This is a genomic window from Allobosea sp. 05L423 (assembly GCF_056397745.1).
The window spans coordinates 476,455-487,712 of record NZ_JBFTOA010000003.1 but is presented as its reverse complement, the minus strand read 5'-3'; the positions used below and the strand labels follow the sequence as shown (position 1 = coordinate 487,712).

Sequence of the window (11,258 nt, the reverse complement as noted above, 5' to 3'; positions counted from 1 at the left end):
AACTGCAACGGCGAGACCACGCAGATAGGTCGGGCTTCGGGCAAACACCAGCGAGCCAGCGAACCGCCGATGGAGGACATCGGCGGCACCGGCCCGGCTGACTGGCGCGCCATATGAAAACGCCTCCCCTTCCGGCGAAGGGGAGGCGTCGATGGCTGTGCGTTACCAGATCGGCAGCGTCAGAGCGTATGGCCGCGCTTGCGCATTTCTTGCGAGAAGCGATCGAAGAGATAGTTGCTGGTCTGCACGCTCCAGGGCTGCAGAAGCGGAAAGATTTCTTCCATCGCCTTGGCACGCAGGCTGGTATAGCGCTGCCCGACGTCAGACTTGAAGAAGCCGGCGACCGCCTTCAGATCAGATTCCGTCATCTTGCTGGCGAATACCGCAGCAGAAGTCTTGATCATCTCCTCGGAGCGCTTGTCAGCCTCGGCCTTCAGCTCGCCAAGAACGGCGTCCGTGTCTTTCGCCATTTCCGGCCGGGTCGCCACGAAGCCCTTCGCGCTCTCTTCGAATTCGCGATAGATGTTGTTGATGTTCTGCGTGACGCCGGTCAGCTCCATGACCTCGCGCGCCGCCTGGAGATGGCTCGGCGTCAATGTCGGCACCTGGGCAAAGGCAGGAGCGGCGCCCAGCAGCGCGAGGCCGAGGGCCAGGCTGGCGAGAATATGGCGGATCATGCGGTCAAAACCCCTTCATCGTTGACGAGCCGCCGATCAGCCCGGCAGCGTCGCCGGCCCTGCCGAGCCGACCGTTGTTTCGCGCGTTCCTTAGCGTGGATCGCGCAGGAATGGAATCATTCGATCTTGCCGAGCAGCTTGAGCCCGTCGGCACCGGCGAGGATCGCTCCCGACGCCAGACCGATGAACAGGCCGTGCTCCACGACCCCTGGCACCATGTTCAGAGCCTGAGCCAATAATTCCGGCCGCTCTATGGCGCCCAGATGAGCGTCGAGGATAAAATGGCCGCCATCGGTGACGAGCGTAGAGCCGTCGGCCCGCTGGCGCAGCGAGATCTTGCCGGCGGAGCCGGAAGCGGCGATGGCCTCAGCCACCGCGCGGCGCGTCGCCTCCAACCCGAAAGGCACGACCTCGATCGGCAGCGGGAAGCGGCCGAGCTTCTGCACCAGCTTGCCGTCATCGGCGATGACGATCATTCGGGCGGAAGCGGCGGCGACGATCTTCTCGCGCAGCAGCGCCGCGCCGCCGCCCTTGATCAGGCGCATCTGCGGATCGAGCTCGTCAGCGCCATCGACCGTCAGGTCGAGCTCGGGCGTCTCGTCGAGAGTCGACATCGGAATGCCCAAGAAGACGGCCTGCGCCTGCGTTGCCTCGGAGGTGGCGACACAGATCACCTCGAAGCCGGACGCGACCTTCTTACCGAGCAGATCGACGAAGTGCTTCGCGGTGGAACCGGTTCCGAGACCGAGCCGCATGCCCGGCCGCACGAGTTCGAGGGCGCGGGCGGCAGCCTGCTTTTTCAGATCATCGGCGTTCATAGGACTTGCCCGGATGGAGTTATCGAGACCGGCCGCTACCCACGGAAGATAGCGCCGCTCTCCTGCCGCGCCGCGCGCTCCATGTCCAGCGCGCGCAGCTCGCCAGGCATCATTTCGCTTGCGGCGTGCACACCGTCTTGTCGTCGAAAACGTAGCAGATGCTCATCTCCCCGGTGCGGATATTGACGCGGAAGATGCCGCCTTCGCGCTCATGCCGCGAGGGCATCAGCCCGTAGTCGCTCGGCGCCTGAGGCCCGGCCCCCTCGCCCGTCGGGAAGCACACAGTGAGGCCGACCCCGCCCTCCTTCAGCTGGAACTGACAGGCGCCGACCTCTCCCGTCGCCTTGTCGATGCGGTAGACGCGGTTGAGATCGGTCTGCGGCGCAGGCGCGAACTCGAACGGCCCAGCGAGCGCCGGGAGCGCGCACGACAGCGAAAGGCAGGCTGCCAATCCCAGGCGCATCACGCCGGGCCGGATTGCGATGAACTTCGACATGACATGGTTCCCTGCCGCGGGGCGACGAATCGAGCGAACGATACCATCATGCGCGGCGAATTTGGGGAGGCGGTGACGACTGTCCTTCCAAGGCGAAGCACTTGCCAGCCGGCGCGGGAAGCCCTTTAAGCCGGTCGTCTGTCGCATTGCCCGGAAAGCCACGCCATGAGCCTGCCCCCGATCGTCGTCTTCGATCTCGACGGAACGCTCGCCGAGACCGCACCGGATATCATGCGGGTTCTGAACGTCATCCTGGTGCGCGAAGGCCTGCCCGCATTGCCGTTGGACCGGGCACGCGAGCTCGTCGGCGCGGGCGCGCGCGCCCTGATCGAACGCGGATTCAAGGTATCGGGCCAGCCGCTCGATGCTGAAACCCTGGAGCGGCTCTTCGAGGATTTTCTCGCGATCTACGCCGACGACGTCGCCTCCCACAGCCATCTTTTCGACGGCGTGCTGGGCGCGCTCGATGCACTGACCGACGAGGGCTACGCGCTCGCCGTCTGCACCAACAAGCCGATCCTGCACACGCGCCTGATCCTCGACCATTTCGACATCGCCAAACGCTTCGCCGCCGTGGCGGGGCGCGACAGCTTCCCCTGGTTCAAGCCCGATCCGCGCCATCTCACGATGACCATCGAGGCGGCGAAGGCCGACGCTTCGCGCGCCGTGATGATCGGCGATTCCCGCACCGACATAGCGACGGCGCGCGCGGCGGGCATCCCGTCTATCTGTGTGCCCTTCGGCTATACCGACGTGCCGATCGAGACACTGGAGCCGAATTTCATCATTCAGCACTTCGACGAGCTGCCGAATGCTGTGGATCGTGCGCTCAATCTGGTGCCGGCACGTCCTTGACGGCGTGAAGCGCGCCGACTAGGAGAAGGCCGGTCCGGGCGGCTAGCTCAGCGGTAGAGCACTCCCTTCACACGGGAGGGGTCACAGGTTCGATCCCTGTGCCGCCCACCATTTTCTCCGACATCGTCAGCGCAGAACGCGTGCCGCGCCATCCGGCAGCGGCTGGCCGCCCTTGGCAACCCCGACCAGCTCCTCAGCGAACCGGGCTGCGATGGGCAGGCGGAAATGCAGGGGATCCCAGTAGTTTTCATCCCGCGCCGTGATCGGCGAGGCGTGCGCGTAATCGACCATTGTCGCGCCGTGCCGCCGCGCCAGAGCGGTAATCCCAGCCTTGCAGGCGGCATAACGCTGCCATCCCGCCGATCCCTCGCGGGGGTAGCCCATCAGATGTGCGGGCGGCAGGACGAGCATCACCTGCGTTTCCTTCGGGAAGGCAGCGATCGCCTCCTCCAGCCAGGCCAGCGCCGGAAAGCGCCAGGCCGCCCTTTCGGCGGCCGGCACCGGCACCGGCGGCAAGGGCGTCATATCCAGAGGCAGGCCGCCACTGCTCATGTAGATGTGGCTGCGCGCACGAGCGAGATCGTAGCTCGCCTCCGGCGGCGTGAAGACCTCGTAGCCGTCGCCGCGGACGCGTTCCCGCGACCAGCCGAGACGATAGGCCATCAGACGGCCGGCGATCTCCAGATTGGTCAGGTTGAGCAGCTTCGGCCAATCGGTCCAGCGAACCTCTCGCGAGAGCCAGTCCGGCATCGGCCGCGGCGTCAGGCGCTTCGCCGCATCGGTGGCGTCGGGCTCGCACCAGGTGACATCGAGACCCCAGATGATTCGCTTGGGAACGCGGACATGCGAGCGGAACAGCCCGGCCATCTGCAACTGCTCCCAGGGCGTCGCCGCATTCATCGCGAGGTTGACGAAGCGCGCATCGAGCCCCCGCGAAAGCGTCTGCGGATCGAGCAGCCGCATGGTCGAGGTGCCCAGCACCGCCGCGTCGAAGCGCCCGGAGCGCACGAGCTGCGGGTACATGAAGCGCTGGTTGATATCCATGATCGGCCGCGCCGGCTGGCCCGCTCCGACCCGCATACCGAAAGGATCGAGCGCCGCGATGAAGACGAACAGCAGCCCGGCGCAGCCCGCCGCCGCCGCCAGGAACCATCGCGACCAGACAATCCAGGCCTTCTCCATGCTGGCCCTGTACTCCAATTTCATGACCCTGACCGGTCAGCCGGCCGGCGCCCTCTTCGCACAGGCGATGCCTCCGTCACAACGCGGAAGGCGCCGCAGTTGGCAGCCGGCGCGCGAACATGCGAGAGAGGCCACATGATCTCAGGCGTCTTCCGCCGTCTGGCCAGCCCCGCGCCGCGGCTTATCGCCGCCCTGCTTGCACTCTGCCTGCTACCCGGGCCCGGGCATGCTGCGGAAGAGCCGTTGCCGCCTTCCTCCGGCATCCAGGATGCGCTGTGCCGCCTGATCGACGGCGCCGCGCAGCAACACTCGGTGCCGCCGGCCTTCCTGACCCGCCTGATCTTCCAGGAATCGAGCTTCCGCCCGCACGTCACCAGCCCGGCCGGCGCACAGGGCGTGGCGCAGTTCATGCCCGGCACGGCGCGCGAGCGCGGCCTCCTCGATCCGTTCGACCCCGAGCAGGCCGTGCCCAAGGCTGCCCATTTCCTGGCCGAGCTGCGCGACCGCTTCGGCAACTGGGGGCTTGCGGCGGCAGCCTATAATGGCGGCCCGAACCGTGTTGCCGGCTGGATTGCCGCCCGCGCGGCGGGGCAGACCCGGTTCCTGCCGACGGAGACCGAGAACTACGTCCTGCTGATCACCGGCGCCTCGGTCGAGGACTGGGCTCAGGATGCGCGCAACAGCGCCAATGGCGACGGACGCTCGCCGCCGGCGCGACCGGCGACGCGCGATCAGTTGGCCGCCTGCGCGCCGACGCTGGTTGCGATCCGGCAGGCGCGCCCGGTCCTGCCCGTCATTGCGGAGGCGCCCTTCGCGCCCTGGGGCGTGCAGCTCGCCGGCAATTTCTCCAAGGCCCGCGCACTCGCCAGTTTCCAACGCGCGAGCGCTCTCCACCGCACGATCATCGGCGAGCTTGAGCCTATGATCATCGGCACGCGCCTGCGCAGCCGCGGTACGCGGGCATTCTACCGGGTCCGGCTCCCCGCCGCGACGCGCGCCGAGGCAACCGCGCTATGCCGGCGCATCCAGGTCGATCGCGGCGCCTGCGTCGTCCTGAGGAGTTGACGCATTGCGGCCATGTTGCATGTGCGCAACGCGGAATGGCAAAGCTCGGAAGCTCTCAGGGATGTGATAAAAGCCCGATTGCGGCGGACCCGGGAAGCTGACAGGACGTTGAGGAGACGTTGACTTTTCCGTGTCAACTTCGTGTCCACACGCCGCCCCGACCGCCCGAGGTTCTCGATGATCCGCTCCATCCGTCTGGCCATGCTCGCCGGCCTTGGCCTGCTTGCCCTCGGCTCCGCCGCCCGGGCCGAAATCGATCCGCTGACCCGCCAGCCGCTCGTCCAGTATGTCGACCCCGCCAAGGCGCAGGCCACCGCCATTCCGCGCGAGATCGTAAGCTACCCGACGAACCAGCGGCCCGGCACGATCGTGATCAATTCCGCCGAGCGGCGCCTCTATTTCGTGATGCCCGACGGGAAGGCCATGCGCTACGGCGTCGGCGTCGGCCGCCCGGGCTTCGACTGGGCCGGCAGCCAGAGCATCACCCGCAAGGCCGAATGGCCGAGCTGGACCCCGCCGTCGCAGATGCTGAAGCGCCGTCCCGACCTGCCGCGCTTCATGCCCGGCGGCCCGGACAACCCGCTCGGCGCCCGTGCCATGTATCTCGGCTCGACGCTCTACCGCATCCACGGCTCGAACGAGCCGGAGACGATCGGCCAGGCCGTCTCCTCGGGCTGCATCCGCATGCTGAACGAGGACGTGATCGATCTGTACGAGCGCACCAAGGTCGGCACCCGCGTCGTCGTCGCGCGCTGAGCGGCTCACGCTTCACTACCGAGACAAGCCGGCGGAAACGCCGGCTTTTTTCGTTTGGCCCACCCCCATCTTGATCGCTCGTTGGCAGCCTCTCGGGACGCAAAGGCACCTGCGACGCCAGTGACGCGGATGCTGGGCTGTGGTGTCGACCGCCCCCAGCAGGGGGCATTCGAATTCGTCGGGCTCAACCATTTTCGTCAGATGGCCCGAAATCATCGGCCAAATTCGCCATACGGCGGTCAATATTCGCGAACACGGCCGCTCGATTTCAACAACGATGCTTACGCGCGCCGACCCCCCCAGGCCGGGCGAAGCGGCTCAGAAAGCATCGGAACACAGTCATGGCTCCAAAGGACTGGACCAAGCGCGCCCTTCCCGTCCGGGCGCCGAAAGCCGGGCGTCGCTGAGCCGTGACGACCACGATCGAAAGCCAAGGGGCGGCGACTGAGGCAGCCGACCGGAAATTCGGTCAAATCCTGCTTGTCATCACGGCATGCGGCTGGGGCCTGAACTGGTCGGTCCTGAAATTCGTCCTGCTCGACTGGCCGCCGCTGTTTGCTCGCGGCATGGCTGGCCTCCTCGGCGCGGCCGGCCTGGCTATTTTGGCATGGCACCGCGGCGAAACGCTCAGGGTACCGCGCGAATTCCGCCTCCCGCTCCTCCTAGCAGCCGGAATCAACGTATTCGCCTGGATGGGCTTTACGGCCCTGTCGCTGAATTGGCTCAAGGTTTCCGAGGGCGCCCTCATCGCCTATTCGATGCCGATATGGGCGATGCTGATTGCGTGGCCCCTGCATGGAGAACGCCCGGATCGCCGTAGCCTGCTCGCATTGGCGCTCGGCGTTGCCGGCATCGCGATATTGATGGGCGGGCCCAACCTTGCCGTCCAAAAACTGCCGGGCGTTCTCTTCGGCCTCGCCGCCGCCATTCTCTTCGCGGTCGGCACCGTCATGGCCCGCAAGCCCATTGCGATGCCTTTCACGGCGCTGACGGCATGGCAGGTCGCTCTCGGCTGCTTGCCGATGGTCGCGCTCAGCCTCCTTCTGGAACGACCACATCTTCTTGCCTTGTCCGGCCAAGGCTTGGTCGGTCTGGCCTATATGGCGGCCGTCCCGATGGCGCTGTGCTATCTGACCTGGTTCGGGGCACTGAAACGCCTGCCGACGACGACTGCGGCAACGGGCATGCTGATTGTCCCGATCGTCGGAACCTTATCGGCCGTCCCTTTGCTCGGAGATGCTTTGGGGGCGCGGGAAATCCTGGCGATCGGTGTCGCGCTCAGCGGTGTCGCATTGGCGCTCCGCAGGACCCGCCGCTGACATTCGCGGACGCAAAAGCGTTCAGCGATCCAAGCTGTGCCGTAGGCTCAGCAATCGCAGGGGCCAGCGCAGCCCGCCTCATCTTCAGCTGTAGAAGATGTGCCGGCCGATCACGTCCATTTTCTTCAGCTTCTTCGCCCAGCCGGGTTGGACATAGTCGGCGTGATAATGCATCGCGGCTCCCACCTCCACGAGATAGGTTTTGCCCTCGTAGACCTCGCGCGCGATGCGCATCGCCGCTTTCCATGCCTCGGGTTCGGTGATCCGCAAGGCCTTGCCCTCGCAGGCGAAGGTGAACTGGCAGGCGAGCTTGCGGTGGCGGTTCTGGAAGACCACGCCGCAGATCGTGGCCGGATAGACCCCGCTCTTGACCCGGTTGAGCACGACCTGGGCAACGGCAGCCCGCCCTTCTTCCACTTCGGAACGCGCCTCGAAATAGACGGCCTGGGCCAGGCAGCGCTCTTCGCGCTCCAGATGCTCGGGCTCGATCAGCCCCACATAGATCTGCCGTGGCTCAGGCTCTTTCCCCGGCACGACGATAAAGCCCGTCGGCGTGACCCAGGCGATCGCCGTGCTTTCGCTCGTCGGCGTCACCGAGGTTTGCGCTGCGCTCGCGGCAGGGCGCGGGGTCGTTCCATCATTTTTCCCCAGGCCCTCGCCCGAGCGTTGCGCTGCTCCGGGCGGAGCCTGCTCGCTCTTCTCGCTGTCGTGCAAGGCGCGCGCGAGACTGTTGCGCCACTTGCCCCCCGGCCCGTGCACGATCGACAGCACGAGCAACGAACTGTCCGGCCTACCGAACAGTCCGAAATCATCGGCAAGGAGACGGCTTGAGGCAAGCGCCTTCGGATGGAAGCCAAGTGTGCGCTCATCGACGCCGAACGGGACATGCGACAGAGCGGGCGACGTCGTCGGCAAGGTCTTGGTAGGCAGCACGACGAGAGCCGCGAGCGCGAGCAGCGCCTGCGGGACGATGCGCTTCATGGAGTACGCTCCGGAAATATAGGGTCAGCCGAGCAGGCGCAGCACCGATCGATCGGCGGCGAGATCAGCGGCTCGTTTGACTGGAACTTGCTGGGAAACGGGAAGGGTGACGAGCTAGCGTTCCGCCATTGCGGGGATCAGGCGAGGCTGAATGGCGGAGCTAGTCGATGGCTTTGGTCGTCGGTCGATACTCGGATCAGCCGCAAGACTGCGGTGGTTCGCAGGCCATTTGCCACGGCAGGAGAATGCCAGGGATATGCTCGGTCGCATCGTCGGCCTTCGGCTTCATCGCGGCGCCATGAGCGATGACTGCGCGCCTTGCGGCGCAGGGCGAAAGCCTTCCGAAATAAGCTCCTACCTGCACGAGCGAACGCCCTGCCTATACGTGAAATTAATCCTATTCTCTTCGCAGACATCTGCGCCGATATTACTTTCACTCAACGGTCCATTAACTCCACATTAACGACGCCACGGATCGATCTACGCGCCCTATGAAGAGAGACTTCGGCAGCTTTGTGACCTGATCTACCTGGCACCGAAATCAACGACCGCCTTTCGCCGCGGACGCCCGGCACGCTCGGGCGCCCCCGCATGCAGTCCGAATGCGGATGAAACTCAGGTTTTGACTTCCTGGGTATATTCGGCAAGCAGCGATCCGGGTCCGTGCCTCGCCGCTCGAAGCGAGCGTTTGCCTCGGAGTCAGTCGGATATGCGCAGGTTCACAGCGAGAAGAGACCAGGGGGATCGATGCCGCATTTCTACGTTGTGACCGACTGCGAATTCGATGGGCCGATACCGGGCGCGAATTCGATGCTGTCGTTCGGCTCAGTGGCAGTATCAAGCACCGGCAGGATCCTCGGCGAATTCGAGGCTGTTCTGGAGCCTCTCGACGGCGCTGAACGGGACGCGGGAACCATGGCCTTCTGGCAGACGCAGCCTGAGGCATGGGCGGCTGCGACAAGCAACCCGGAACCAGCAGGGGCTGGCATCGAGCGATTTGTCGATTGGGTCAAATCGCTGGATGGCGAGCCCATTTTCGCTGCCCACCCGGTCGTCCTCGACGGGTTGTGGATCGACTTCTACCTGAGACGATTTACCGGACGGCCACTATTTGAAGGCCCATGGGTTCCCGACCGGCTCTTCAGGCATCCGCCTCTGTGCATCATGTCGATGGTCTCTGGCAGCACGGGGCGAGGACATTGGCAATGTGATGTCGAGCACTATCCGCCGGAATGGCTTGGCTCCATCGAACACACGCACCGCGCGATTGACGACGCTCGGGGCTATGCAAACCTCCTGAATCTCGTCGCCCTCAGCCGGCAAGCCAGCCGCGACCTTTAGCTGCCAAGAGCAAGGTCCGCCTTCCATCCCATTCCGAGGTTCAACCGAGACAACGAGGGCACCGCGGCGGGAGGCGAGCCAGGCGACGATCCTCCGTACCCGCGCTCCAGCGCGGATTGCGTGGCCCCTGGCGCTGCGGCTTCGCTTCGTCGAAGTCGCCGACCCCTGCAGCGGATCGGAACGGCTCCTAGCGCTGCCGATCGCGGGAGAGCCCCTTCTCCGCCAGCGCGGCCTCATAGGCCTTCATCTTCTCCTGCGCCTGCTCCCCGAGCTCGCGCAGATAATCCCAGGCATAGATGCCGGTCTCGTGCATGTCGTCGAAGCCGAGCCTGACGGCGTAGTTGCCGACCGGCTCGACCCTCAGGATCTCGACTGCGGCCTTGCCGGCGACGATCGTCTTTTGGCTGGGATGGTGACCCTGGACCTCGGCCGAGGGGCTTTCAACGCGCAGAAGCTCGGCCGGCAGCGCAAAACTCGCCCCGTCCTCGAACGCGACGTGCAGGGTGCGACGGTCCTTCGACAGGCGGATTTCGGTCGGCCAGGATGACATGATCGTGTACGTCCCTCGCAGGCTGCGGCAGTCATGCGCTTGACCTTGGCCGCAGTGGTGCCAATGTCTTGCTATAGCAATGTGCAAACCAGTCCGCATCCTGGGCGGAGCGGGCTGGGCGTTCGGAGTTGAGGCAGACGTGCTGCTCGACGACATGAAGCCGCTGACGCGGTCGCCACTGGTCGATCCGTTCGGCCGGAAAATATCCTATCTGCGCATCTCGGTAACGGATCGCTGCGATTTCCGCTGCGTCTACTGCATGGCCGAGAACATGCAGTTCCTCCCCCGGAAAGAGCTGCTGACGCTGGAGGAGCTCGACCGAATCGCCACTGCCTTCGTCAGCCGCGGCACGCGCAAGCTGCGACTCACCGGCGGCGAGCCGCTGGTGCGCCGCGACATCATGAGCCTGTTCCGCTCGCTCTCGCGCCACCTCGCCTCCGGTGCGCTGGACGAGCTGACCCTGACGACCAATGGCTCGCTGCTCTCGCGCTATGCCGACGAGCTCGCCGGCTATGGCGTGCGCCGCATCAACGTGTCGCTCGATACGCTCGATGCCGACAAGTTCCGCGAGATCACGCGCCGGGGCGACCTCAAGGTCGTGCTCGCCGGCATCGAGGCGGCGCGCAAGGCCGGCATGCGCGTCAAGATCAACGCGGTGGCGCTGAAGGGCGTCAACGACGACGAGATCGAAGAGCTGATGCTCTGGTCGCACGGCCTCGGCATGGACCTCACCCTGATCGAGGTCATGCCAATGGGCGAGATCGAGGTGGGCCGCATCGACCAGTACCTGCCGCTCTCGGTGGTGCGCGGGCGGCTGATGGACAAGTACTCGCTGGTCGACGACCCCTACCGCACGGGCGGGCCGGCGCGCTATGTCCGCGTCAAGGAAACCGGCGGGCTTGTCGGCTTCATTACGCCACTGACCCATAATTTCTGCGAGAGCTGCAACCGCGTGCGGCTGACCTGCACCGGCACGCTCTATATGTGCCTCGGCCAGGAGGATGCTGCCGACCTGCGCGGCGCCGTCCGCTCCTCGCAGGACGACGCCCTGCTCTACCGCGCCATGGACGAGGCCATCGCCCGCAAGCCAAAAGGCCACGACTTCGTCATCGACCGGCGCCATGCGCGCCCGGCCGTAGGCCGGCATATGAGCGTCACCGGCGGCTGATCGGCCTGGATGGCAGCCGCCGCTCGCTTGACCGGCCCGGCGAATGCGGT

General features: G+C 65.7%; 12 protein-coding genes and 1 tRNA gene. 7 read left to right on the top strand and 6 right to left on the bottom strand.

Going from position 1 to position 11,258, the window contains the following annotated elements:
- Nucleotides 1-179 precede the first annotated feature (179 nt).
- From AC1DNE_RS10435 to AC1DNE_RS10425, 3 genes are all read right to left on the bottom strand, one after another.
- Nucleotides 180-677 (bottom strand): DUF2059 domain-containing protein, encoded by a 498-nt coding sequence (locus AC1DNE_RS10435; protein ID WP_441468524.1) that lies wholly within the window; start codon nt 675-677, stop codon nt 180-182.
- Nucleotides 678-793: 116 nt separating this feature from the next.
- Nucleotides 794-1,495, bottom strand: a complete 702-nt coding sequence (gene rpiA / locus AC1DNE_RS10430; RefSeq protein ID WP_441468525.1) for a ribose-5-phosphate isomerase RpiA — start codon at nt 1,493-1,495, stop codon at nt 794-796.
- Between the two features lie 109 nt (nt 1,496-1,604).
- Nucleotides 1,605-1,958 (bottom strand): hypothetical protein, encoded by a 354-nt coding sequence (locus AC1DNE_RS10425; protein ID WP_441468957.1) that lies wholly within the window; start codon nt 1,956-1,958, stop codon nt 1,605-1,607.
- A 198-nt stretch (nt 1,959-2,156) separates the two neighbouring features.
- On the opposite strand from AC1DNE_RS10425, the gene gph reads away from it, so the two are divergent.
- Both gph and AC1DNE_RS10415 read left to right on the top strand, forming a co-directional pair.
- Nucleotides 2,157-2,846 carry a phosphoglycolate phosphatase gene (gph, locus tag AC1DNE_RS10420; RefSeq protein WP_441468526.1) on the top strand — a complete coding sequence of 230 codons (690 nt, stop codon included), beginning with the start codon at nt 2,157-2,159 and terminating at the stop codon, nt 2,844-2,846.
- A gap of 36 nt (nt 2,847-2,882) precedes the next feature.
- Nucleotides 2,883-2,957, top strand: a tRNA-Val gene (locus AC1DNE_RS10415).
- A 15-nt stretch (nt 2,958-2,972) separates the two neighbouring features.
- On the opposite strand, the gene AC1DNE_RS10410 is transcribed toward AC1DNE_RS10415, so the two are convergent.
- Entirely contained in the window at nt 2,973-4,028 is a 1,056-nt protein-coding gene (locus AC1DNE_RS10410) for a hypothetical protein (protein WP_476841026.1), read from the bottom strand.
- Nucleotides 4,029-4,163: 135 nt separating this feature from the next.
- On the opposite strand from AC1DNE_RS10410, the gene AC1DNE_RS10405 reads away from it, so the two are divergent.
- The 3 genes from AC1DNE_RS10405 (at nt 4,164) to AC1DNE_RS10395 (ending at nt 7,168) form a co-directional block, all read left to right on the top strand.
- Nucleotides 4,164-5,093 (top strand): lytic transglycosylase domain-containing protein, encoded by a 930-nt coding sequence (locus AC1DNE_RS10405; protein WP_441468528.1) that lies wholly within the window; start codon nt 4,164-4,166, stop codon nt 5,091-5,093.
- 177 nt (nt 5,094-5,270) lie between these two features.
- Entirely contained in the window at nt 5,271-5,849 is a 579-nt protein-coding gene (locus tag AC1DNE_RS10400) for a L,D-transpeptidase (RefSeq protein WP_441468529.1), read from the top strand.
- A 410-nt stretch (nt 5,850-6,259) separates the two neighbouring features.
- Nucleotides 6,260-7,168 carry a DMT family transporter gene (locus AC1DNE_RS10395; RefSeq protein WP_441468530.1) on the top strand — a complete coding sequence of 303 codons (909 nt, stop codon included), beginning with the start codon at nt 6,260-6,262 and terminating at the stop codon, nt 7,166-7,168.
- Between the two features lie 84 nt (nt 7,169-7,252).
- Here the strand turns inward: AC1DNE_RS10395 and AC1DNE_RS10390 are convergent, their stop codons facing one another.
- On the bottom strand, nt 7,253-8,149 hold the full coding sequence (locus AC1DNE_RS10390) for a cell wall hydrolase (protein ID WP_476765936.1): 897 nt from the start codon (nt 8,147-8,149) through the stop codon (nt 7,253-7,255).
- Nucleotides 8,150-8,896: 747 nt separating this feature from the next.
- Between AC1DNE_RS10390 and AC1DNE_RS10385 the strand changes: the two genes are divergently transcribed.
- Entirely contained in the window at nt 8,897-9,490 is a 594-nt protein-coding gene (locus AC1DNE_RS10385; RefSeq protein ID WP_441468532.1) for a DNA polymerase III subunit epsilon, read from the top strand.
- A gap of 187 nt (nt 9,491-9,677) precedes the next feature.
- On the opposite strand, the gene AC1DNE_RS10380 is transcribed toward AC1DNE_RS10385, so the two are convergent.
- Complete coding sequence (locus tag AC1DNE_RS10380; protein WP_441468533.1) at nt 9,678-10,040, bottom strand: gamma-butyrobetaine hydroxylase family protein; 363 nt, start codon at nt 10,038-10,040, stop codon at nt 9,678-9,680.
- A gap of 154 nt (nt 10,041-10,194) precedes the next feature.
- On the opposite strand from AC1DNE_RS10380, the gene moaA reads away from it, so the two are divergent.
- Nucleotides 10,195-11,208 carry a GTP 3',8-cyclase MoaA gene (gene moaA / locus AC1DNE_RS10375; protein WP_441468958.1) on the top strand — a complete coding sequence of 338 codons (1,014 nt, stop codon included), beginning with the start codon at nt 10,195-10,197 and terminating at the stop codon, nt 11,206-11,208.
- The last annotated feature ends 50 nt before the right edge of the window (nt 11,209-11,258 follow it).